The organism is Mesorhizobium sp. BH1-1-4 (assembly GCF_020165665.1).
Lineage (GTDB): Bacteria > Pseudomonadota > Alphaproteobacteria > Rhizobiales > Rhizobiaceae > Mesorhizobium.
On record NZ_JAIUIN010000011.1, the window covers coordinates 74,636 to 99,157 of the forward strand.

At 62.1% G+C, this 24,522-nt stretch carries 19 protein-coding genes; 14 read left to right on the forward strand and 5 right to left on the reverse strand.

The window, feature by feature from the left end:
* The first annotated feature begins 330 nt into the window (after positions 1-330).
* From LB569_RS19690 to LB569_RS19730, 9 genes are all read left to right on the forward strand, one after another.
* Positions 331-2,496 (forward strand): N-6 DNA methylase, encoded by a 2,166-nt coding sequence (locus LB569_RS19690; protein WP_224693753.1) that lies wholly within the window; start codon positions 331-333, stop codon positions 2,494-2,496.
* Entirely contained in the window at positions 2,493-3,824 is a 1,332-nt protein-coding gene (locus LB569_RS19695) for a restriction endonuclease subunit S (protein ID WP_224693754.1), read from the forward strand. The genes LB569_RS19690 and LB569_RS19695 overlap by 4 nt, the downstream gene beginning before the upstream one ends.
* Positions 3,821-4,339, forward strand: coding sequence for a hypothetical protein (locus tag LB569_RS19700; RefSeq protein ID WP_224693755.1), 519 nt, complete (start codon positions 3,821-3,823; stop codon positions 4,337-4,339). The genes LB569_RS19695 and LB569_RS19700 overlap by 4 nt, the downstream gene beginning before the upstream one ends.
* The gene (locus LB569_RS19705) at positions 4,336-7,461 is read left to right on the forward strand and encodes a type I restriction endonuclease subunit R (protein ID WP_224693756.1); all 3,126 of its coding nucleotides are present in this window, start codon (positions 4,336-4,338) and stop codon (positions 7,459-7,461) included. Before LB569_RS19700 ends, LB569_RS19705 begins: the two co-directional genes overlap by 4 nt.
* A 130-nt stretch (positions 7,462-7,591) precedes the next feature.
* Complete coding sequence (locus LB569_RS19710) at positions 7,592-8,041, forward strand: hypothetical protein (protein ID WP_224693757.1); 450 nt, start codon at positions 7,592-7,594, stop codon at positions 8,039-8,041.
* A 1,810-nt stretch (positions 8,042-9,851) separates the two neighbouring features.
* On the forward strand, positions 9,852-10,007 hold the full coding sequence (locus LB569_RS19715; protein WP_181173856.1) for a hypothetical protein: 156 nt from the start codon (positions 9,852-9,854) through the stop codon (positions 10,005-10,007).
* A gap of 41 nt (positions 10,008-10,048) precedes the next feature.
* Positions 10,049-10,243: a hypothetical protein gene (locus tag LB569_RS19720; RefSeq protein WP_224693758.1), complete on the forward strand. Its 195-nt coding sequence runs from the start codon at positions 10,049-10,051 to the stop codon at positions 10,241-10,243.
* Positions 10,244-10,359: 116 nt separating this feature from the next.
* On the forward strand, positions 10,360-11,820 hold the full coding sequence (locus tag LB569_RS19725) for an AMP nucleosidase (protein ID WP_224693759.1): 1,461 nt from the start codon (positions 10,360-10,362) through the stop codon (positions 11,818-11,820).
* A 132-nt stretch (positions 11,821-11,952) separates the two neighbouring features.
* Positions 11,953-12,963, forward strand: coding sequence for an endonuclease/exonuclease/phosphatase family protein (locus LB569_RS19730; RefSeq protein WP_224693817.1), 1,011 nt, complete (start codon positions 11,953-11,955; stop codon positions 12,961-12,963).
* Between the two features lie 53 nt (positions 12,964-13,016).
* On the opposite strand, the gene LB569_RS19735 is transcribed toward LB569_RS19730, so the two are convergent.
* From LB569_RS19735 to LB569_RS19745, 3 genes are all read right to left on the reverse strand, one after another.
* Positions 13,017-13,613 carry a DUF922 domain-containing Zn-dependent protease gene (locus LB569_RS19735; protein WP_224693760.1) on the reverse strand — a complete coding sequence of 199 codons (597 nt, stop codon included), beginning with the start codon at positions 13,611-13,613 and terminating at the stop codon, positions 13,017-13,019.
* A 116-nt stretch (positions 13,614-13,729) separates the two neighbouring features.
* The gene (locus LB569_RS19740; RefSeq protein WP_224693761.1) at positions 13,730-15,409 is read right to left on the reverse strand and encodes an electron transfer flavoprotein-ubiquinone oxidoreductase; all 1,680 of its coding nucleotides are present in this window, start codon (positions 15,407-15,409) and stop codon (positions 13,730-13,732) included.
* Between the two features lie 64 nt (positions 15,410-15,473).
* Positions 15,474-15,704: a hypothetical protein gene (locus LB569_RS19745; protein ID WP_224540963.1), complete on the reverse strand. Its 231-nt coding sequence runs from the start codon at positions 15,702-15,704 to the stop codon at positions 15,474-15,476.
* Here LB569_RS19745 and LB569_RS19750 point away from each other — a divergent pair.
* The 3 genes from LB569_RS19750 to LB569_RS19760 all read left to right on the forward strand — a co-directional run bounded on the left by LB569_RS19750 (position 15,628) and on the right by LB569_RS19760 (position 18,097).
* Positions 15,628-16,272, forward strand: a complete 645-nt coding sequence (locus tag LB569_RS19750; protein WP_224693762.1) for a hypothetical protein — start codon at positions 15,628-15,630, stop codon at positions 16,270-16,272. The two genes, LB569_RS19745 and LB569_RS19750, sit on opposite strands and share 77 nt — an antisense overlap.
* Positions 16,273-16,363: 91 nt before the next feature.
* On the forward strand, positions 16,364-17,230 hold the full coding sequence (locus LB569_RS19755) for a uracil-DNA glycosylase family protein (protein WP_224693763.1): 867 nt from the start codon (positions 16,364-16,366) through the stop codon (positions 17,228-17,230).
* A gap of 54 nt (positions 17,231-17,284) precedes the next feature.
* Complete coding sequence (locus tag LB569_RS19760; protein WP_140709852.1) at positions 17,285-18,097, forward strand: helix-turn-helix domain-containing protein; 813 nt, start codon at positions 17,285-17,287, stop codon at positions 18,095-18,097.
* Here the strand turns inward: LB569_RS19760 and LB569_RS19765 are convergent, their stop codons facing one another.
* Both LB569_RS19765 and LB569_RS31835 read right to left on the reverse strand, forming a co-directional pair.
* On the reverse strand, positions 18,098-19,063 hold the full coding sequence (locus tag LB569_RS19765) for a DMT family transporter (RefSeq protein WP_224693764.1): 966 nt from the start codon (positions 19,061-19,063) through the stop codon (positions 18,098-18,100).
* Entirely contained in the window at positions 19,060-19,182 is a 123-nt protein-coding gene (locus tag LB569_RS31835) for a hypothetical protein (protein ID WP_263491480.1), read from the reverse strand. The genes LB569_RS19765 and LB569_RS31835 overlap by 4 nt, the downstream gene beginning before the upstream one ends.
* Before the next feature lie 149 nt (positions 19,183-19,331).
* On the opposite strand from LB569_RS31835, the gene pepN reads away from it, so the two are divergent.
* A complete protein-coding gene (pepN, locus tag LB569_RS19770; protein WP_224693765.1) occupies positions 19,332-21,977 on the forward strand; it encodes an aminopeptidase N in 2,646 nt (881 codons plus the stop codon).
* Positions 21,978-22,197: 220 nt separating this feature from the next.
* On the forward strand, positions 22,198-24,519 hold the full coding sequence (locus LB569_RS19775) for a PAS domain-containing sensor histidine kinase (protein WP_140709849.1): 2,322 nt from the start codon (positions 22,198-22,200) through the stop codon (positions 24,517-24,519).
* Positions 24,520-24,522 lie beyond the last annotated feature (3 nt).

Below are 24,522 nucleotides of genomic sequence, written 5' to 3' on the forward strand. Positions count from 1 at the left end.
TTATCAATGATAATCACTGCTTTGTCTCACCAAGCCATGGCTTCAGGACCGTCAGGCTCCTCTATCGGTTCGGGCGAAGCCGTCTCTCCGATCAACTACCTGACGATAACCTGAAGTTGGCTCCGTGGGGCTCGCTTTACGTTCGACGTCTTTGCCCCCACCTTTTTTGTCGCTGGAGGGGCACTGCCACGATGGCGACGACCGACGCACTCAGGTCAACCCTTTGGTCAGCCCAGCCCGCTTCCTGAGAATGTGAAAGGCTCTCAGGATTATCAGGTCATTCTCCCTCTCAGACTCCTCCAGCTTTTCCTCGTACGAAGCTTCCTCGGCGTGAAAGTCCTCCGCTTTTGCGGGCAGGTTCTTCCAACCCCAAACACATGCATCCCAGTGGCTTTCGCAGGGGATGGTGCGCTCTGCGACAACCCGGCCTCTGCTCCCGAAAAACACGATCTTGAAGTGCGTCATCCCGTCGGCTCCAATCATTTGGCATTATTGCCGACAGTCGATGTTTCACACATTTGCACGGGAAAAAAGAGCGACTACCAGAGCCTCTTCGTTAGTGTAGAGAACGCCCCGGTGCTTGGAAGCGGCCTCATAGCCGTTGCCATTTACTGGTCTGTCAGCTTTAGTCTCCCAAAACTGATTTGGGGGGCACCACAGTTGAACCAGCAGGCACTTTCGGCATTCATCTGGTCCGTCGCGGACCTGCTGCGGGGCGACTACAAGCAGGCTGACTACGGTAAGGTCATCCTGCCGTTCACCGTCCTGCGGCGTCTGGACTGTGTGCTGGAGCCGACCAAGGAAGCCGTGCTGGCCGAACATGCGGCGAAGACCGCGCAAGGCATGAGCCCGGAGCCCTTCCTGCTGCGCAAGGCCGGGCAGACCTTCTACAACACCTCCAAGCTCGACATGCGCAAGCTGATGGGCGATCAGGACAACATCGGCCAGAACCTGTTCGCCTACGTTCAGGCCTTTTCGCCGGACGTTCGCGACATCTTCGAGCGCTTCGAGTTCGCCACCCAGGTCGACCGGCTGGCCAAAGCCGGGCTGCTCTATCAGGTCACCGAGAAATTCGCTCGCATCGATCTGCATCCGAGCAAAGTCGACAACCACCAGATGGGGCTCGTCTTTGAGGAACTGATCCGCAAATTCTCCGAACTCTCCAACGAAACCGCCGGTGAGCATTTCACGCCCCGCGAAGTCATCCGGCTCATGGTGAACCTGCTGTTCGTCGAGGATGATGACATCCTGTCGAAGCCCGGTGTGGTCCGCACGATCTATGACCCGACCGCAGGCACCGGCGGGATGCTGTCGGTGGCCGGTGAGCATCTGGTCGAACACAACGACAAGGCCTCGCTGGTCATGTACGGGCAGGAGTTGAATCCCGAGTCCTACGCCATCTGCAAGGCCGACATGCTGATCAAGGGGCAGGATGTCGCCAACATCGTCTTCGGCAACACCCTTTCCGACGATGGCCAACCGCACGAGAAATTCGACTACATGCTGTCCAACCCGCCCTTCGGCGTCGAGTGGAAAAAGGTCGAGAAGGAGGTCCGCCGCGAGGCCGAGCAGCAAGGCTTCAATGGCCGTTTCGGTCCCGGTCTCCCAAGGGTCTCCGACGGCTCCCTGCTATTTCTCATGCACCTTCTCTCGAAGATGCGGCCAGCGGTCGACGGCGGCAGCCGCTTCGGCATCGTCCTGAACGGCTCGCCCCTATTCACCGGCGGGGCTGGCAGCGGCGAGAGCGAAATACGCCGCTACGTGCTAGAAAACGATCTGGTCGAGGCCATCGTCGCCCTGCCCACCGACATGTTCTACAACACTGGCATTTCCACCTATGTCTGGATGCTGTCGAACCGCAAGCCAGCCCACCGCAAGGGTAAGGTGCAGCTTATCGACGCGTCGAGCTTCTGGCGCAAGATGCGCAAGAGCCTTGGCTCCAAGCGCAAGGAGATGGGCGACGACGACATCGCCACAGTCACCAAGTTGTTCGGCGGATTCCATGAGGCCCGTCTTGCAACCGTGCTGGACAACAGTGGCAAGGAAGTGGCCCGGCAGGTCGTGCTGGAGGGCGAGTTGCCCCCGGCGGCTCCCGAGGGCGGCAAGGTGAAGTTCGCGCCGTTGTCGCTGATCTTCCCGAACGAGGCATTTGGTTACCGTGCGATAACCGTCGAGCGCCCCTTGCGTGACCAGCAGGGACGCCTCGTCCTTGGCGAGCGCGGCAAGAACAAGGGCAAGCCTCAGGCCGACAGTGCCCTCAGGGACACTGAGAACGTGCCGCTGCCAGAGGACGTCGAGGCCTATTTCCGGCGCGAGATCCTGCCTCATGCCGGGGATGCCTGGATCGACCACGAAAAGACGAAGGTCGGCTATGAGATCCCCTTCAACCGCCACTTCTACGTCTTCGAGCCGCCGCGTCCTTTGGCCGAGATTGACGCGGACCTGAAGCAGGTCACGGGCCGCATCGTGACGATGATCGGGGGACTGTCGGCATGACCCTGGCCTATCCAAGTTATCGGCCAAGCAAAGTAGAGTGGTTGGGGTCGTTGCCGGAACATTGGGGTGTGAAGCGGATAAAGGAGACCAGCTATCTGAAAGCTCGGGTCGGCTGGAAGGGGTTGACTTCCGACGAGTTTATGTACAGTGGCTTCGCTTACCTTGTTACTGGAACCGATTTTCGTGCTAAATTTATTGATTGGTCTGACTGCTATTGTGTCGACCGTGACCGGTACGACGATGACCCGTTTATCCAGCTTGAGAGCGGAGACCTTTTAATCACAAAGGACGGGACCATTGGCAAGCTTGCGATTGTAACCGACCTTGAAAAGCCTGCGTGCTTGAATAGCGGTATTTTTGTTGTCAGACCTATCAAGGCATACACTACGTCCTATTTGTATTGGGTGCTTAGTTCCCCTAATTTCACCCACTTTTGCGATTTGGGTAGTTTTGGATCAACAATCCAACATCTATATCAGAACGTATTCGAGAATTTCTCCTTTCCTATCCCGCCCATTAACGAACAAACCGCCATTGCCACTTTTCTCGACCGCGAGACGGGCAAGATCGATGCGCTGATAGCGGAGCAGAAGCCGCTGATCGAACTGTTGAAAGAGAAGCGCCAAGCCGTCATTTCCCGCGCGGTTACGAAAGGGCTAAAACCCGATGCCCCCATGAAGGCCTCAGGCGTTGAGTGGCTGGGCGACGTGCCAGAGCATTGGGAGATAGTACCGCTTCGATGGTTTGCTACATGCAGCAGCGGAGCTGCAATTGGGACAGACCAAGTCCATCCCGCGCAAGACAGTGACGCACCCGTGCCCGTGATAGGAGGGAACGGCGTCATGGGTTTCTCTTCCGACGCGAATGTCGATCATGAGGTACTGGCAATCGGCCGAGTTGGGGCATTGTGCGGAAATGTCCATCAGATCCTTCCACCCGCCTGGATTACGGACAACGCTTTGGTCTTGGAAGCGAATACACGATCATTTGACCTGGCATTCTTGGCGCAACTTCTCAGAGCGCGAAACCTCAACCAGCTTGCCGCTCGGACGGCCCAGCCGCTTATCACTGGAACCCAAGTGCGCGACCAGCGCTTGCCCAAGCCGCCACTGGCCGAACAAGCCGCAATTGCAGGTGAGATCGTTACGCAAGTGGATAAGTTTGAGGCCCTACAGCGAGAGGCTGAAAATGCTATCGCACTACTAACCGAGCGCCGGGCCGCGCTGATCTCCGCCGCCGTCACCGGCAAAATCGATGTGCGAACATTTGAAGGTCGCCGCGAGGCCGCCGCCTCTCCCGCCAAGCCAGATCGAATGGTGTTTGCGTGAACGTTTCGAAACTCATCGCGTCCATCCGGTCCAAGAGCCAAAAAGAACGTGGCACGATGCGCGCCCGTGCAAGCGAGGCATTGGCGAAAGGGTCGGCGGAAGCGGGGCAGCTCCTCGACGCTCTGGACCGGTACGAAGCTGAGGAACGGCAGCAGCGGATCGACCACGCAAGCAGTCTTCCAAGGGCACAACTTGTCGTTGAGGCCTTCAGGGATAACCCGATGACCGAGAATGAGCGCAACGTCGTGCAGGCCTTGCTCGACAATCCAGGCCTCACATCCCACGGCCTGAGCGAGAAGCTGGGTTGGGGCGGGCAAATCTGGCACAAGAATTTTGGCACCATGTGCAAGAGCCGTATCGGATCACTGTGGCCAGCGCCGTACGCCGAAGAACGTGATGCCGATTTCTATTGTGGCGTCCTCGCCGACCTCTCCGCCGACCATCGCTGGACTATCAAACCGGAGGTGGCTGAAGGGTTCGCCGCGCTCGGCCTGCGCCCTGCGAAGACCACATGACACTCCACAAGGAAATCAGTTTCGAGACCGAGGTCTGCGAGTATCTCGCTGCGAATGGCTGGCTCTATGCCGAGCGCGATGCCGTCGCCTATGATCGAGCAAGAGCGCTCTTTCCCGCCGATGTCATGGCGTGGGTTCAGGCGAGCCAGCCGACCGCATGGGCTGCGCTAACGAAAACCCATGGCGCTGCGGCGGAGACAACGCTGCTCGACCGTATCCGCAGGCAACTCGATGAACGCGGGACGCTCGACGTGATCCGGCATGGCGTCGAGATGATCGGCCTCAAGGCGCCCTTGGCGCTCGCCCAGTTCAAACCAGCGCTGGCGATGAATACCGACATCCTTGCCCGCTATCAGGCCAACCGGCTGCGCGTGGTGCGGCAGGTGCGCTACTCGCTTGGCAACGAGAACGCCATCGATCTGGTGCTGTTCCTCAACGGGCTGCCTGTCGCCACTGTCGAATTGAAGACTGACTTCACCCAGTCCGTCACTGACGCGGTCGACCAGTACAAGTTAGACCGCCTGCCGAACCTCAAGGGCCAGGCACCCGAGCCGCTCCTGAGTTTTCCCAGCGGCGCTCTGGTTCACTTTGCGGTCAGCAACGCCGAAGTAATGATGACGACGAGGCTCGAAGGCCCGCAGACGCGCTTCCTGCCCTTCAACAAGGGCAACGACGGCGGAAAGGGTAACCCGCCGAACGCTGCCGGACATCCGACCGCCTATCTCTGGCAGGACATCTGGCAGCGGGGCTCGTGGCTGGAAATCCTCGGGCGCTACATCGTGGCCGAGCGCGATGCCAAGAAGAAGATCAAGGGTCTCATCTTCCCGCGCTTCCACCAGCTCGACGCCACCCGCCAACTCAGGGCCGCCGTTCTCGCCGAGGGCGCTGGTGGCAAATACCTGATCCAGCACTCGGCAGGTTCCGGCAAGACCAACTCGATTGCCTGGTCCGCGCACTTCCTTGCGGACCTGCACGACAATCAGCACCGCAAGGTGTTCGACACCGTGCTTGTGGTCTCCGACCGCAACGTCATCGACACCCAGTTGCAGGAAGCGATCTTCAACTTCGAGCGCACGACTGGCGTCGTCGCCACCATCAAGAGCGAGAGCGGTGCCAAGAGCGGTCAACTTGCAGAGGCCCTCGCGGGTGGCAAGAAGATCGTCGTCTGCACCATCCAGACCTTTCCGTTCGCCCTTCAGACCGTACGGGACCTTGCGGCATCGCACGGCAAACAGTTCGCCGTCATTGCCGACGAGGCGCATTCGAGCCAGACCGGCGAAGCAGCAGCCAAGCTGAAGGCCGTGCTTTCCCCCGAGGAGCTTGCTGATCTGGGTGATGGCGGGGAGGTCAGCTCGGAAGACATTCTGGCCGCGCAGATGGCATCGCGGGCGAGCGACAAGGGGATCACCTACGTCGCCTTCACCGCGACACCGAAGGGCAAGACGCTGGAGCTGTTCGGTCGCCGCCCCTTCCCCGATCAGCCAGCCAGCGAGACCAACCTGCCCGCCGCCTTCCACGTCTATTCTATGCGGCAGGCCATCGAGGAGGGTTTCATCCTCGACGTGCTTCAGAACTACACGCCCTACAGCCTCGCCTTCAAGCTCGCCCATGAGGGCAAGGAGATGGACGACACCGAGGTCGAACGCAGCGCAGCGGTCAAGTCCCTGATGCGCTGGGTGCGGCTGCACGACTACAACATCAGCCAGAAGGTGCAGATCGTCGTCGAGCATTACCGCTCGCTGGTGCAGCCACTGCTGGACGGCAAGGCCAAGGCGATGGTGGTGGTGGGCAGCCGTGTGGAAGCCGTGCGCTGGCAACTCGCGATCAACAGGTACATCGGAGAAAAGGGCTATAAGCTCGGGACGCTGGTGGCGTTCTCGGGCGAGGTCAACGACCAGACGAGCGGACCCGACCCTTTCACCGAAACCAGCAAGGATCTGAACCCTGGCCTGAACGGGCGCGACATCCGCGAGGCCTTCAAGCTGCCCGAGTACCACATCCTTCTGGTGGCCAACAAATTCCAGACTGGCTTCGACCAGCCGCTGCTTTGCGGCATGTATGTCGACCGGCGGCTGGCGGGCATTCAGGCGGTGCAGACGCTCTCGCGGCTCAACCGCGCCCATCCCGGCAAGGACACGACCTACGTCCTCGACTTCGTCAACTCCGGCGACGACATCCTCAAGGCATTCCAGACCTACTACCAGACCGCCTCGCTGGAGAACGTCACAGACCCGAACCTCGTCTTTGATCTGCGGGCCAAGCTGGACGCCCTCGGGCACTACGACGACTTCGAGGTCGAGCGCGTGGTGAAGGTCGAACTGGACCCGGCGTCGAAGCAGGGCGACCTGATCGCCACCATCACCCCCGTCGCCGACCGCCTCCTGCGGACCTACCGGGACGCACAGGAGCGCTTGCGCGTGGCTCGCTCGAAGGATGATGCCAAGGCAGCCAAGGACGCTCAGGACACCATGGACGCCCTTGTGCTGTTCCGTGCCGACATGGGTGCCTTCGTTCGCCTCTACGCCTTCCTGTCGCAGATATTCGACTACGGCAACACGGCCATCGAAGGCCGCCACATCTTCTACCGTCGCCTGATCCCGCTGCTGGAGTTCGGGCGGGAGCGGCAGGAGATCGACGTGTCAGGGCTGGTCCTCACACACCACAAGCTGGCCGACAAGGGCAAGCGTACCCTGGCGCTGGGGGGCTTCGGAGAGCCGTTGCAGCCGATCTACGACGCAGGCTCCGGGCAGGTGCAGGAGAAACAGAAAGCCCTCTTGGCCGAGATCGTCGCCAAGCTGAACGACCTCTTTCAGGGCGTCGATGATGGAGACAGCGTTCGCTATGTCATGGGCAACCTCAAGGGCCAGATGCTGAAGTCGGATACGCTGGTCGAACAGGCTGCTAACAACACCAAGGAGCAATTCTCCAACTCACCCGACATCCTTAAATCAATCGTGAACGCGATCATGGATGCCGATGAGACCCATTCAAGTCTGAGCAAGCAGGCGCTGGGCTCGGCGAAGATACGAGAGGGCCTCAAGGACCTGCTTCTGGGGCCGGGTCAGTTGTGGGAGACCCTCAGGGCAATCCGCGAGCGCGATGGGGTCACCGATGTTCAGTGATAGATGGTCTCCTACGCTCGCACTGATCGCCTTGATATTCGCCGTCGTTCAGTGGATCATCTCGCAGCGGGCAGCTAAGCGAAAGCGGGACAGCGAACTTACTGGGTGGGGCGGTGAGGTTATCCGTCTCATGGCTGAACTTGAGACGCTCTACCATCCTATCGTGACGGACAGCCACCTCGACCGGATTGCGGTGGAGCGCCTTAGCTACCACGCGAGTGCGTTAGTGGATAAGGGCCGTCTCTTCTTTCCAAACGTAAAGAAAGGATGGCGCACTCGCGGCGATGGTACCAGGACAAAAATCCTCGATGAGGTCCTGCGAGCCTGCTACGCGGCGCGTCACTTGGCAGAGCGTGGAAGAGGCCCGAACGACAGATTGCATCGCGAACAAGTCTGGGCAATGCGCAAAAGGTTCGTCGAGCTGCTCCAGAAAAAAGTGGGACCCACCCTTCTGAAAGTGGGGAAAGATGATGTTGGTCAGCATGTCGAGATGGATCCAGCGTTGTGGATCGATCATCGAAGAAAACTCGTATTGCCCGGTGATGCAGACGGCACGAAACCGATCGATCCGGCCATTTGAGGGATAGCGGTGTCAATGGGAAAAGGTGGGTATCTCGGCGGTAGTACTGTAGTAGGCGGGTTTGGTTGGTCCTCCTTTGACCCTGCAAGTGGAAGGATGGCAAAAGGCAACGCCAAAAAGCAGTCGTCTCAGAAGGCGAAGGCTAAGTCTACGAGGAAAAAAGCGTCGGTTGAGCCGCCAAAGAAGACGGCTCAGAAGGAAAAACGGCATCCTAATTTTGACCTGTTTCGGCTGATATATCTTGAGGCCATCATCGACGCAGCGCTTCGAGCAATGGCCGCGCCTCTGCCCCCAAAGCGCGCTCGTGAACAACTGAGCGCGGCAACCCTATCCGCTGGTGGTCCTATCCGATGGGCAAAGGCCCAGCCCGAGTATAAGGTCACGTTAGAGCGGAAACAGCAGAGACTTGCCAGCAAGGCCCAAGCTCCTCGGGAGCAAGAGGGCAAGGCCTCCGTGGTGAAGAAACGCATCTGGACGCTGGACGGCCCTTCCAAGGGATCGCGGCAACGACCGATAGTTGAGGTCAACCGAGCCTCCGTCCAGTCTCTGTGTGAGGAACGGGCGCGACTTAGCACCGCTCTTGCTGCTGCCGAGGCCGACATCCGCAGGCACAAAGACGCTATCGCCGAAATTGACCGGCGACTTGCGACGGCAAGCTCAAGCCGAAGGTAGAACTGGGGTACCGAGGAGGTCCTGGGCTGCAACCTTGTCGTTCCTGAACTTGTACCGACGACCGGCCTCGCTACTGACGGGAACTGCGGGTGAGAACCCGGTGTGGTTCAGTCCTCCTTTAGCACGGAAAAGGGGCACCCCGTTTCCAGGGCACCCCTCCGTCATCAGAACAGCCGTCCGAGAAAAGCCATCCACGAAGCCAAGGTGCATTTGCACCCGAAGGCCAAGCGATAGGTCGTCCCATTCGACTGGCTGGCTTCGATAGTGAGGAACACCGTCATCCGGGTTCTCCTCTACCTTGCGCGTGTCTCTTGATGAGCCGAACATCACGCATAAGACCAGCAAGCGGGGTTTTTGGGTTTTTAAACAGCCACCCGGTGGTCCCCACACGCCTCGGCTGTTCGCCGTTGGAGGTAACGTGGGTAGTCTGTGGGCTCGCGTCAACCCCGGCTCTCCATACCCCTGCCCTTACTTGAGTTCCTCGGGGTCATGCCACCGACCGTTGTCGTTGATCTGCTCCGAGGGCACTTCAAGTTCAGTCCCGTCAGGTTCCCCCCGCGCAGCCTTCAGTCATTCGATGGTCCCCAGGTGGGCACATGCTCTCCCCGCTGCTGGCCCCAGTGCTTGCCTCGGTAAACCTTGATCGTCACGGCGCTCTCCTTAAGGGTCCCTCGGGGTTGCGGACCTTTCTGAGAAAAATTCGTGTGACTGTACGTATATCTGGGGACGGCTCAATCCCCCCGGTGGGGGGCGCCTACCAATGCATTTGCAAATTTTGAGGGACGCGCACATCGCCGCCCATGTAGATTATTCGCCGCTGTTAGGGATGGCTGCATGGCCCTCCGGTGCATCACAAATCCCATGTTCGGAGCTATGCGCTCAACACATTCCGTAAAATAAAAGCTAAATCTGGCATAAGCTCTGATCGTCCATTTCCTAGTCATTTCAAAACGGGGCCCTGCGGGTCCCGTTTTCGTTTCATCGACACGTTAGCAGTCGCGCTCGATGCGCCATTCGGGTCTCCGGCAACTCGGCCAATGTCCCGTCAATCAATTTGAACCGCAGATGAACACCGGCATCAGAGCCGGTTCAGAGGCATCAGGGCATTCTCCTGCGTGTTGAAGGAGACACGGACCCAATGCTTGCTCGCCGCTTCACCATCGTCTGCCTGCTGATGAGCCTGTTTGGAATGTTCTTCGCCATCCTCGTCGCCGAAGCGGGCCGTTCGCCCCGCTCCTGGGACGAAGCCACCAGAATGTGCCACCTCGGCTGCCCGACCACGCTTCGCCACTGAAACAGAGAACCCGGACCTCGAAAAGAAAAGCTCAAGACATCATGAACCGCATCGCCGCCAACCTCACCAAGACCCTCCGGCTCCTGCCGCGGGCGGCGCTTATCCTGGTGCTTCTGGCCGCTCCGGTTCTGGCGGTGCCGATGATGCGCGCCGATGCCGGCTCGACGATCGAGGCGCCGGCACTCAGAAAGTCCGGCGTCGGCTTCGTGCTGCTGGTCAGCCTGCAGAGGGGTTGAAGAAAAATGGCGCTTTGAGCGCCTTCGGCGGCGACACCCCTCCCAACCGCCCGTCCAAGTCTCTATATTGAGCCATGGAAAAGCGAATCTATCCCCAAGCCATCGAATCTGTCGTCATGCCCGAGCCTTTTGGCCGGCAAAGCTTCGACAACGCCGAAAAGGCTGTTGCCGCACTGCAGGTGCTTTACAACAGAAACACCAAGTTCCTGCGCGACTCCTTCGCGGCCCTTGCCGCCGGCGGCGACAGCAGCAAGCGCTACCGAGCCTTCTACCCCGAGATCGGCGTCACCACGAGTTCGTTCACCCAGGTCGACTCGCGCCAGGCCTATGGCCACATGCCGACGCCGGGACATTTCTCGACCACGATCACACAGCCGCAGCTGTTCGAGACCTACCTCATCGAGCAACTTCGTCTGATCATGCGCAACCACGGCGTCGCGGTCGCGGTTTCGGAGTCGACCACACCCATTCCGCTGCATTTCGCTTTCCTGGAGGGAACTTACGTCGACGGCGCCGCCGCCGAGCGCATCAAGCGGCCGATCCGCGACCTGTTCGACGTGCCGGATCTGGACGGCACCGACGACCAGATCGCCAACGGTACTTTCGAGGTCGCCTTTGGCGAGCCCCGGCCGCTGGCGCCGTTCACGGCGCAGCGCATCGACTATTCGCTGCACCGCATGACGCACTACACCGCGACCAGTCCGCAGCATTTCCAGAATTTCGTCCTGTTCACCAACTATCAGTTCTATATCGACGAGTTCGTCGCCCGCGCCCGCGACCTGATGGAAAAGGGCGGTGACGGCTACACGGAATTCGTCGAACCTGGCAACGTCATCACCCGGGCCGGGCAGAGTGCGCCCAGCGAAGGCGTGGCGCCACAGCGCCTGCCGCAGATGCCGGCCTATCATCTGAAGAAGCCGAACCATGGCGGCATCACCATGGTCAATATCGGCGTGGGGCCTTCCAACGCCAAGACCATCACCGACCATATCGCCGTGCTTCGGCCGCATGCCTGGGTGATGCTCGGCCACTGCGCCGGGCTACGCAACACCCAGGCGCTTGGCGACTATGTGCTGGCGCATGCCTATGTGCGCGATGACCATGTGCTGGACGACGATCTGCCGGTCTGGGTACCGATCCCGCCGCTGGCCGAGATCCAGGTCGCGCTGCAGGAAGCGGTCGCCGAAGTTACTGGCCTGTCGGGCTATGATCTGAAGCGCATCATGCGCACCGGCACCGTCGCCACCATCGACAACCGCAACTGGGAACTGCGTGACCAGCGCGGGCCGGTGCAGCGCCTGTCGCAGTCGCGCGCGATTGCACTCGACATGGAATCGGCGACGATCGCGGCCAATGGCTTCCGCTTCCGCGTCCCCTACGGCACGCTGCTGTGCGTTTCCGACAAGCCGCTGCACGGCGAACTGAAATTGCCGGGGATGGCGACCGAGTTCTACAAACGCCAGGTGGCGCAGCACCTGACCATCGGCATCAGGGCGATGGAAAAGCTGGCCGAGATGCCGATGGAGCGGCTGCATTCGCGCAAGCTCCGGAGCTTTTCGGAGACAGCGTTCCAATAGACGGCCGCGCGAAGCCTCGGCGAGGCAATTCGTCATCTTGCTCGGGCCGCATTTTGGCCGATAGCAAATCGACGGATCGTCAGGCGGCATTCGGCGGACACGACCTCGATGACAACAGGCGCGCGCTTGAACATGACGGCTGGGCTGGCATTCCTGGCGATGACGGCATTATCGGCCGCTTTGTTGGCCGGGTTCTTCGGCGCGCTGCACCCGGCTTTCGATTCCTTCGCGCATTTTCGCATTCACTTCAGTGTGCTGATGGCGCTTCTGGCGTTGCCGCTGCTTGCGAGTTCCTACCGGCTGCAGGCGGCCGCGGCGCTACTCTTCGCCATCGCCTGCCTGGCCACGACGGCTAGCGCGTTGCCAAGGCTGTGGCCGCGGCCCGCTGTTGCCAAGCCCGCCGACCAGATCGTCTACAGCCTGCTGCAGATGAATCTGCGCTTCAACAACCCGACACCGAAGAAGGTGCTCTCGCTGATCGGCCGCACCAATCCGGACGTGATCACGCTCGATGAGGTGTCGCAGATGTGGACGACCGAGCTTGGCTATATCGCCAGCGCCTACCCCTACCGGATCCTCTGTCCCTACCCGAACGGCACGTTCGGCGTGGCGCTGCTGTCGCGCCGGCCATTTGCCGCCGGCACCGCGCCGCGTTGCGAGCCGCGCGGCGCCATGGCGACCGCCACCATCGACTTCAGCGGGAGCGATGTCGATGTCGCCGCGATCCATTTGAGCTGGCCCTGGCCGAAGGAGCAATATTGGCAGATCGGCGAACTGGCGGGGCCGCTGGCCGCGCTCGGGCCGACCGCGATCGTGGCCGGCGATTGCAACGCCGTGCCGTGGAGCGCCGCGGTGCGGCGGGTCGCGGCTCTCGGCGGGCTGACACTCATGCCTTCCGCCGGCTCGACCTGGATCCATCGGACACTGCCCGACTTCCTGCGCCGCTATGCGGGCTTGCCGATCGACCAGGTGTTCAGCAAGGGCGGCGTGACGATCCTGTCGTCAAAGCGGCTGGAAGATACCGGCTCGGACCATCTGCCGGTGCTGGTCGAATTCTTGGTTCGATCGGATCAGAAACCACCCGAGGACGGGCGCGCCAGCGCACTCGCGGCGAGCGACTTGTCAGCCAGGCCTCGGGGCTGACTTACAAGCGCCGAGACGCCGCGACGCGTCGAGATGGCGAACGGATCGCTCGTTCATGGTTTTCCGATCAAGGCAGCGATCAGATGTTCGACATGGCCGCCATTGGCATGCTCGCGCCGGTCGAAGGCGATTTGTTTGGCCTCATATTCGGCATAGACGGCCTTGATGCGAAGCCGGGCCTCGCTCCGCGTCTTGTAGCAGGACGGGTCGTTGGCGACCCGCAGACCGGTTATCGACCTCTCCGTGGCGCGCATCATCTCCCTGGCGATACGCCCATGTGTTTCCTCATGACTGCGAACACCGGCGAAAAACCTGTTCCAGCGCCTTTTCAGCGCCGGCGTCATCGGCGAGGCAACGCGAGGGAAGGTGTAGAACAGATTGAGCGTGCCGTTGACCCGCCCCAGCCGGCAGAAGCCCTTATCCTGACCTCCGCCGAGATCCCAGTCGACGGTATAGGCCGTGGTGGCGATGGCATGCGTCATGAAGCCGTGCTTGGGACCTTTGCTGTCCATCGCGTCGATGAGGGTCGTACCCGAACTTCCGTTGATGTCGTAGGTCCGCGTCTGGACCACCGCCCTGGTGCCGGCCAGCGCTTCCGTCGCACACAGCGCCCCGATGACGGCGAGGCATGTCAGAACGATCCGGCGCATCTGCCTTTCTCCTTATCCCTGGAGAAGGGAACCATAAGCTGGCGGTGGTTTCAACGATTCTAATGTACGGCATGCCGTCGCGGCATTTGCCGCTGTGCCCGCCCCCAGGCCATCGCTCACATATTCTGGTACACCGGGCCCTCGCCGCCCTGCGGCGGCACCCAGTTGATGTTCTGGTTCGGATCCTTGATATCGCAGGTCTTGCAGTGCACGCAGTTCTGCGCGTTGATGACGAAGCGCACGTCCTTGGCCTGGGGATCGGCGGCGGCGTTGCCATCCTTGTCCACCCACTCATAGACACCCGCCGGGCAATAGCGCGTGGACGGTCCGGCGAAGACGTCGTGCTCGGAGCGTTGCTGCAGCGCCATGTCGCCGACGATGAGGTGCACCGGCTCGTTTTCCTCGTGATTGGTGTTGGACAGGAACACCGAGGACAAACGGTCGAACGTCAGCACGCCATCCGGCTTCGGATAGGTGATCTTCTTGTGCCGGGCTGCCGGCTCGAGCGTGGCATAGTCGGCCTTGCCGTGCTTCAGCGTGCCGAAGGGCGAGACGCCGAACAGCGTGTTCAGCCACATGTCGAGGCCGCCGAGGCCGACGCCGATGATGGTGCCGAAACGCGACCATAGCGGCTTGACGTTGCGCACCTTCTTCAGATCCTTGCCGATGTCGGTCGCGCGCCAGGCGTCCTCGTAGGCGGAAAGCTCGTCATTGGCGCGGCCGGCGCCGATCGCTTCGGCGACATGCTCGGCCGCCAGCATCCCCGACAGCACCGCATTATGGGAGCCCTTGATGCGCGGCACGTTGACGAAGCCCGCCGCGCATCCCATCAGCGCGCCGCCCGGGAACGACAATTTCGGCACCGACTGCCAGCCACCCTCGGTGATCGCACGCGCGCCATAGCCGAGCCGCTTGGCGCCTTCGAACGTACCTGCGATCGCCGGATGGGTCTTGAAGCGCTGGAATTCCTCGAAGGGCGACAGATAGGGGTTCTTGTAGTTGAGGTGGAGGACGAAGCCGACCGCCACCTGGTTGTCTTCCAGATGATAGAGGAAGGAGCCGCCGCCGGTCTTGAGGTCGAGCGGCCAGCCGAAGGAGTGCTGGACAAGGCCCGGCCGATGGTTCTCCGGCTTGACCTGCCAGAGCTCCTTCAGGCCGATGCCGTATTTCCCGGGCTCGCGCCCGTCGGAAAGCTTGTATTTGGCGATCAACTGCTTGGCGAGCGAACCGCGGGCGCCCTCACCGATCAGCACATATTTGCCCATCAGCGCCATGCCCGGCGCGAAGCCCGGACCATGCGTGCCGTCCTTCTCGACGCCCATGTCGCCGGTGACGACGCCGGTGACGGCACGTTCTTCGTTGTAGAGCAGGCCGGCCGCGGCAAAGCCTGGATAGATCTCGACGCCAAGCGCCTCCGCCTTGCCAGCCAGCCAGCGGCAGACATTGCCGAGCGAGACGATGTAGTTGCCGTGGTTGTTCATCAGCGGCGGCATCAGGATGTTGGGCAGACGGAACGAGCCGGCCGGGCCGAGCACCAGGAAATGGTCCGCCGTGACGGGTGTCTTGAAAGGATGACCGTCCTCTTCGCGCCAACCGGGAAGCAGCCTGTCGATGCCGATCGGGTCGACGACGGCACCCGATAGGATATGGGCGCCGACCTCGCCGCCCTTTTCCAGCACGACGACGGAAAGCTCGGGATTGACCTGTTTGAGGCGGATGGCCGCGGCAAGGCCGGCCGGTCCGGCACCGACGATGACCACGTCGAATTCCATGCTCTCGCGTTCGATATCGCTCATCAACCCCTCCGCACTGGCTTGCCGCTGTTGGCGTATCTTGCTGGCTCCTGCGCTGCATAGCGCATCAATTGGCGACAGGAAACCGGCGCATACGTGACAATGCGGATTCGGCCAAAAAGTCGCGCACCATGCACCAGGGCAGCCGTTTGCGCCGGGAAATAGGCCGCACTCGCGTTTTTGATTGTTTGACGACTTGCTTATCGGCCATACTTCCCGCCATGCGCATTCCCGGGCCAGGCGGCTTTTCTTCGACGCGCTTTCCATCAACGCCCGGCCGGGCCTGCCGGGCGGTCATTTTTGCCCTTCTGGCGTTGGCGCCGGATCATGCCGTCGCGGATGAGGCAAAGGTCTGGGCGACAGGCGCGTATTCGTTCTCCGACGAGCTTGGCGGCTTCCGCATCACAGGGGCCTCCGGCATCGGGACCAAGGATGATCCGCTCGTCATCACCGAAGAGCTGAATTCGGCCACACCCGTGACGCTGACCATCCGCACGACGAAGCCGATCCAGACATTCGGCAAGGCCGGTGAGTTCGCCAATGGCATCATGTATATGCGCTTAAACGTGCTCAACAACAGCGGCCAGGCCTGGATCGAGTTCCAGTTCGAGCTGCAGGAAATACTGGACCAGCCGAGCGTGTTCGGAGACGGACTTTCGTTCGACCAACGCAACAAGACGCCCGACAATATCTGGTCGAGCAATTTCGCCGATTTCGACCGCGACTTCGAACCCTATGACAGGCTGCTGTTCAAGAACGGCAAGGTCGACCCGCTGAGGACCGCCAGTTTCGAGTTCCTGATGACCGACTACACACCGCGCTGGACCTTCTATCTCGTGCAGGACCCACGCATACCCACCGGCTAGACCGCGACCTCGCCCCAGGCGAGGGAGATCGGCTGTCGCCGCCGCCTTCGCCGAGGTTGCAAATTGGCGCCGCCCGGACGATGGTGCGGCCATGACTGCCGCCTCTCCCAACAATCCGGTCGATTTCGCCGATCTGCTCGCCTTCTATGCCAGCGCGGGTGTGGACGAGGCTTTGGAGGATGCGCCGGTAAACCGGTTCGCGGAGGCCGCGCCGAAGCCGGCGGAACGCATGCCGGCGACGCCACGTGAAAGCAGGGCAGCGGAACCGCCCACGGCTCCGCCGCGCCTCGATGCGCGCGCCCTGCCGGATGCTCCGGCCGCGCGCCCGCCAACCTCGGCCGTGCCCGACGAGGCGCAGGCGGCGCTGGCGCGCCAATTGGCGACCGCGTCGGTGACCCTGGAAGAGCTACGCCAGCACATGGCCGCTTTCGAGGGCTGCAATCTCAAGGCGACCGCCAAGAACCTGGTGTTCGCCGACGGCAACCCGCAAGCCGCCGTCATGCTGGTCGGCGAAGCCCCCGGCCGTGACGAGGACATTGAGGGGCTGCCCTTTGTCGGTCGCTCCGGCCGCCTGCTCGACCGCATGCTGGCTGCGATCGGCCTCGACCGCAACTCGGTCTACATCGCCAATGTCATCCCCTGGCGGCCGCCCGGCAACCGCACGCCGACGCCGCACGAGACCGAGATCTGCCGGCCGTTCATCGAGCGTCAGATCGAACTGGTCAATCCCAAGGTCCTGATCAATCTCGGCGGTCCGTCGGCCAAGACCTTGCTCAACACCAACGAGGGTATTTTGCGCCTGCGCGGCAATTGGCGGGTCCACACCACGGCCGCCGGCATTGCCATTCCAGCCATGCCGACATTGCATCCGGCCTATCTGCTGCGCACGCCCGCGCACAAGAAGCTGGCATGGCGGGATTTTCTCGAAGTGAAGGCCAGGTTGCGGACACTCAGCTAGCGATAACCTCCCAGGTAATTGAAATGCCTTCAGTGTCAGCCTAGTCATCCTCGCATGACATCAGCCCAAACCTCCGCAGGCAGTCTCATCCGCGAATGGCGCACGCGCCGCCGCATGAGCCAGCTCGACCTCGCCATGGAAGCCGAGATCTCGCAGCGGCATCTCTCCTTCGTCGAAAGCGGTCGCGCAGCACCCTCGCGCGACATGGTGCTGCATCTGGCCGAACAGCTTGCGATCCCGCTCAGGCAGCGCAACCAGTTGCTGCTGGCCGCCGGATTCGCGCCGAGCTTCAGCGAGCGGCCGCTCACCGATACGACGCTGGCGCCGGCAATGGCGGCGGTCGAGATCGTGCTCAAGGGGCACGAGCCGTTTCCGGCGCTCGCGGTGGACCGGCACTGGAACCTGGTCGCGGCGAACGCCGCGATCGGGCCATTCCTGGCCGATGTTTCCGAGCCCTCGCTGCTCCAGCCACCCGTCAACGTGCTGCGGCTCAGCCTGCACCCAGGTGGCGTTGCGCCGCGCATCGTGAACCTGCAGGAATGGCGCACCCACCTGCTCGAACGGCTGAAGCATCAGAACGATGCCGCCGGCGACCCGGTGCTGGTCGAGCTGGAGCGCGAATTGCGCGGCTATCCTTCAGGCCTCAAGGGCAGCCGGCCGGCGCCGGTGGAGCCGAATGCGATCGTCCATCCGCTGAGGCTTGCCCATGGCGATCAGGTGCTGTCGTTCATCAGCACCATCACGGTCTTCGGCACACCGCTGGATGTCACGCTGTCGGAGCTGGCCATTGAGTCTTTCTTCCCGGCGGACGAGCAGACGCGAGCGGTGTTGACGAGACTGGCGAAGGAACGAGCCGAGCGATCCTGATCAGCCCTGCGGCAAGGCCGCTTTGCGGGTGCGGGTCCGTTCCAGACCCAGTTGCCGTTCGCGCCAGATGATGAAGATGCCGGCGGCCACCACGATCACACCGCCGACCAGCGTACTGGCTGAGGTCACGTCGCCGAAAACGAGATAGCCGACGACGACACCGAGGATCATCGAGGTGTATTCGAACGGCGCCACCACCGAGGCCTCGGCATGGCGATAGGCCGCGGTCATCAGGATCTGGCCGAGGCCGCCGCAGAAGCCGGCCAGGATAAGAAGCGCGGCTTGCGCTGGCGTCAGCGCTTGCCAGCCGAAAGGCAGCGTCAGCAGCGAAAGCACGCTCGCCGTAGACGAGAACCACAACACGATGGTCGCCGTCTTCTCCGTCTGCACGAGATTGCGCACGAGCAGCATGGCGACAGCCGAGATTGCCGCGGCAATCAGCGCCGCCATGACGCCCAGGACCTCCTGGTCGTCGAGCCCCTCGTCCGAATTGAGCAGGGTCAGCTCCGGCCAGGAAATGATGAGCACGCCAACGAGGCCGATCGCGACAGCGCTCCAGCGATAGACGCGGATCGTCTCGCCAAGGAAGACCGAGGAGAACACCACGACCAGCAGCGGCTGTGCATAGTTGAGGGTGATCGCCTCCGGCAGCGGCAGCCTGGTCAGCGCGAAGAAGCCGAGCCCCATGGCAGCGACGCCGACTATGCCACGCGCGATGTGGTTGAAGGGGCGTTTCGTGGCGAACGCGGTGGCCAGATGTCCCTTCAACGCCAGGAAGGCAATGATCGGGAAGATGGCGAAAAAGGAACGGAAGAACACGATCTGGCCGGCGGGCACGTCGCCTGCCGCCTTGATACAGGTCTGCATGCCGACAAAAACCGCCACGGAGACGATCTTCAGCGCGATGCCTCTCAGCGTGCCGTGACCGCCCGTCGTCTCTGGTTGCGCGCCCAACCCTGATGTCACTTTGGCGATGCGTCTCTGTCCGCGATCGAAAGCACGTTGCGGGTCTCGAAATGGCAGAACGGGAAATCGTCGGCACGAACGAAAGCGCCCATCCCGAATTTCGGTGTGACGGCGGTCATGACGGCCTCGCGACGATGAAAGGATAGCCTGAATTAGGCTCTGCCGCAGTTTTGTCGAGGGAGTGTTTCGTGTAAAGAGCGCGGACTTTGAATTTTTTGGACCAGTCAGATCATGTCCGGTCCCCGGAAAAGACAGGAAAAGCCAGGGAATGCGCACTGACACAGGCCAGGTCTTCAAGCTCGAGGACTATCGCCCCAGCGACTACCACATTCCGGAAACCAACCTTGACTTCCGTCTTTCGCCGAAGGCTACGATCGTCACCGCGATACTGACCGTCGAGCGCCGCGAGGGCGTATCGAAATCGGCTCCGCTGGTGCTCGACGGCGATGGGCTGACGCTCAAGCGCGTCGAGATCGACGGCAAGACGGTGAAACCGGCGGATCTGCTGGCGAGCCCCGACCAATTGACGCTGCTCAAGCCGCCGGCCGCACGCCGTTTCCAACTGCTGATCGAGACAGAACTGGCGCCGGCCGGCAATGAGGCTCTCATGGGCCTCTACCGCTCGAACAACGTCTATTGCACGCAGTGCGAGGCCGAGGGCTTTCGCCGCATCACCTACTTCCTCGACCGCCCCGACATCCTGTCCGTCTACACGGTGCGGATCGAGGCGCGGCGCGACGAGGCGCCGCTGCTGCTGTCCAACGGCAATCCGGTCGAGGCCGGCGATCTCGCCGATGGCTGGCACTATGCCAGCTGGCACGACCCCTTCCCCAAGCCGTCCTATCTGTTTGCGCTGGTGGCCGGCAATCTCGGCCAGGTCGCCGACAGTTTCGTCACCCTATCCGGCCGCAAGGTCGAACTCGGCATCTATGTCGAGCCCGGCAAGGAGGCGCTCGCCGGCTACGCGATGGACGCTCTGAAGCGGTCGATGCAATGGGACGAGGAAGCATTCGGACGCGAGTACGACCTCGACGTCTTCAACATCGTCGCCGTGTCGGACTTCAACATGGGCGCTATGGAGAACAAGGGCCTCAACATCTTCAACGACAAATACGTCCTGGCCGACCAGGAGACGGCGACGGATGCCGATTTCGCCAATATCGAGGCGATCATCGCGCATGAATATTTCCACAATTGGACAGGCAACAGAATCACTTGCCGCGACTGGTTCCAGCTTTGCCTGAAGGAAGGACTGACGGTCTTCCGCGACCATGAATTCTCCGCCGACCAACGCTCGCGCGCAGTCAAGCGCATTGCCGAAGTGCGCACGCTGCGCGCGCACCAGTTTCCCGAGGACCAGGGTCCGCTGGCGCATCCGGTACGGCCGCGCCGCTACCGCGAGATCAACAATTTCTATACGGCGACGGTCTACGAAAAGGGCTCCGAAGTGGTGCGCATGATCCGCACCATTCTCGGGGCCGAGGCCTTTCGCGCCGGCATGGACCTCTATTTCGAACGCCATGACGGCGAAGCCGCGACCATCGAGGACTTCATCAAGGTGTTCGAGGACGCATCCGGCCGCGATCTTTCACAATTCGCGCTCTGGTATCACCAGGCGGGCACGCCCAACCTGACCGTGAGTTCGACGCACAATCCTGCCGCGCGGGAATTCACGCTGGAGATCGAGCAGTCGGTGCCGCCGACACCGTCGGAAAGCCGCAAGCGGCTGATGCATATACCCCTCGCCTTCGGCCTGATCGGCGCCGGCGGCAAACCTGTCCGCTTTAGCGGCGTCGAGGGCGCCAGCGTCGAGGACGGTGTCATCCATATCCGCAAGCGCCGTCACATCGTGCGCTTTTCCGGCGTTGACGAACGACCGGCGGTGTCGCTCAACCGCGGCTTTTCGGCGCCGGTGACGCTGTCGGTCGAGCAGAAGGCGGCCGACCAGTTCTTCCTCGCCCGCCATGACAGCGACGCCTTCTCGCGCTGGCAGGCCTTCAACACGCTGCTCACCGATGCGCTGATCGCTGCCTTCCGCCAGATCCTTGGCGGCAAACAGCCGGACTTCGCCTCACAGCTGACGGAACTAGCCGGCAACATCGCCAGCAACGAGACGCTCGAGCCAGCCTATCGGGCGCTGGCGCTGTCGCTGCCTGGCGACGCCGACATCGCGCGTGACATAGGCAAGAACATCGATCCGGACGCCATCCACGCAGCGCGCCAGGCGCTTGCGCTGGCGATCGGCACGGCCAATGGCGAGGTATTTTCCGGCCTCTACGACGATCTTGCCGACAAGACCGCCTTCAGCCCCGACGCGGCGAGCGCGGGACGACGCGCCCTGCGCAACATTCTCATGGATTATCTCTCGCTGCTGCCGGGTGGAGCAACGTTGGCCGCCAGGCATTTCCAGTCCGCGACCAACATGACCGACCGCGCGGCCGCGTTGGGCGTTCTGGCGCATCGTCACCATGGATCGCCGGAGGCGAAAAAGGCGCTGGCGGCTTTCGAGAAGACCTATGCATCCGATCCGCTGGTCATGGACAAATGGTTCCAGATCCAGGCCAGCGTGCCGGGGCCGCAGGCTGTCGATACGGTTCGCTCCCTGACCGCTCATCCGGGCTTCTCGATGGGCAATCCGAACCGGGTGCGCTCGCTGATCGGCACGTTCTCCAGCGCCAACCAGACCGGCTTTCACCGCGCTGACGGCGAAGGCTACCGTTTCTTCGCGCAGACCGTGCTCGAAGTCGAAAAGCGCAACCCGCAAGTGGCGGCAAGGCTGGCGACGGCGCTGAGGTCATGGCGCTCGCTGGAGCCTGGAAGGCAGGCCAAGGCCAGGGAAGCGCTGCTGGCGATCGCCAATGGCCAGAACCTGTCGGCGGATTTGCGCGATATCGTCGAGCGTACGCTGGCTTAGTCGTCCCTCCCCGTCTCCCATCGGCTAGAAAGCAAAGCGGCGCCGAGTGACACCGGCGGCGCCGGAAAGCGCATTATTTTATTCGATTTTTAATCTTTTTTCGCCCGACCACTGGACAAGGCGAATCACCTTTGATTCTTTAATGGCGATTCGGAAGTGCGGTGTTGCCGGATCACCAGCACATAGAAATGCGGCATACTGAAATCGGGGAGTGCCATTTATGGCGAAGGCGGACGCGTGGGGCGCGCCCGGTGGGATGGCTTTTGCGCGTCGCGAGACGCGCAGCGACGGCCTTGCCGGGAACACGCGGCTCATCGCCGAACCGGCCTACAAGCGGCTTCTGGCCGCCGAACCGTTGCTGCGCCGGTCGATACCGGCCCTCATCGTCATCTTCCTGATCGTCATCGCGGGGCTGCGTGTGCTCTCGCTGATGAACGAACGCGACGATGTCGAGCGCGACGCCAAGGCAATCCTGACATTGGCCGCCGCGCAGCTCGCCAGTTCGCTCGCCACCACATCGGACACGCTGCCGGGCGCCACCCAGGACCTGCTGGAGACCACCAGCCGCCAGGGCGCGATGGGCCGCAGCCATGTGCTGGTCATCACCGACAGCGCCTTCAAGATCACCGCCGTGACGCCGCGTTCGGTGCCCTGGCAAGGCCATTCGCTCGACGGCCTGGTCCAGGGCGGCCAGCCTCTGTTCATGTTCGGCGACCGCGCCGGTGTCATGGAGGTCAACATCGGCGGGCAGGACTGGTACGCGGCGGTCAGCCTCTCCAAGGACAGGAAGGGAGCCGCCGCGGCGCTTGTGCCGCAAGAGGCGGTCTTCGACACCTGGCGCAAGACAGTCTCGCTCAACGTCACCCTGTTCGTGCTGACGGCGGGCGTCCTGATCATCATCCTCTATGCCTATTTCGGGCAGGCGGCGCGCGCGCAGGCAGCCGACCGCATCTATCTCGAGGCGCATCAGCGTATCGACATGGCGCTGGTGCGTGGCCGCTGCGGCCTGTGGGATTGGGACATGGTGCGCGGCAAGATGTACTGGTCGCGCTCGATGTACGACATGCTCGGCTACGAGCCGTGCGAGACGATGCTGTCCTTCGGCGAGGTCGACGAGATCATCCATCCCGAGGATGGCGACCTGTTCGAACTCGCCAACAGGATCGTCGCGCGAGAAATCGACCACATCGACCAGGTGTTCCGGATGCGGCATGCCGATGGCCAATGGGTCTGGATGCGCGCCCGGGCGCAGGTCATGGACCCGGAAGCCCCCGAGATCCAGCTGATCGGCATCGCCGTCGACGTCACCGAGCAGCGCCATCTGGCGCTGCGTTCGGAAGCCGCCGATCTTCGCCTCAGAACCGCGATCGAGAACATCAATGAATCCTTCGTGCTATGGGATTCGGCTCAGCGCCTGATCATGTGCAATTCCAAATACCAGCACGACAACGGGCTGTCGGATCGCGATGTGATGCCAGGGGTGACGCGCGCTTCCCTGGAAGAGCGGATGCTGGCCTTTGCCTCGGAGCGGCGGCTTGCCAACACCAATGGTCCGCAGGGCGGCGCCACGTTCGAGCGGCAGCTCGCCGATGGTCGCTGGCTGCAGGTCAACGAACTCCGGACCAGGGATGGCGGCATCGTCTCGGTTGGCTCCGACATCACCCAGATCAAGCTGCACCAGGAGAAGCTGGTCGACAGCGAGCGCCGGCTGATGGCGACGATCCACGATCTCAGCCTCGCCAGGCGCTCCGAAGAGGAGCGCTCCAGTGAACTGGTCGACCTCAACCGCAAATACATGAAGGAAACCGAACGCGCCGAAGCGGCCAACCGGGCCAAATCCGAATTCCTGGCCAACATGTCGCATGAATTGCGCACACCGCTGAATGCCATCATCGGTTTCTCGGAACTGATGGAGCAAGGGCTGTTCGGCCCGCTGGGCTCGGAGCGCTACGAGGAGTACGCCACCGACATCAACAGCAGCGGCAAATATCTCCTCGGCGTCATCAACGACATCCTCGACATGTCGAAGATCGAGGCCGGCCAGTTTTCGCTCGACCAGGAACAGATCGACCTCGGTCCGCTGATCAGCGAGACGGTGCGGGTCGTCTCGCTGCAGGCGGCACAGAAGGCGATCACCGTGGAAACGCGCATCGCCGATGCGCTGACCTTGTTCGCCGATCGCCGCGCGATCAAGCAGATCGTCATCAACCTCCTGTCCAACGCGGTGAAGTTCACCGGCCAAGGGGGGCATATATCGGTCAGGGCCCGCAACACGTCGGGCGCGCTGGTGCTGACGATCGAGGACAATGGCTGCGGCATCCCGAAGGAAGCGCTCGGCAAGCTCGGACGGCCGTTCGAACAGGTACAGAACCAGTTCTCCAAGAACCATGCCGGCTCCGGTCTTGGCCTTGCCATTTCGCGCTCGCTGGCCGAGTTGCAGGGCGGCGCGCTGAAGATCCGTTCGACCGAAGGTGTCGGCACGATCGTGTCGGTGCGCATTCCGGTGAGGAAAGCGCCGGCGTCGGTGAAGGCCGCGGCTTAGCTC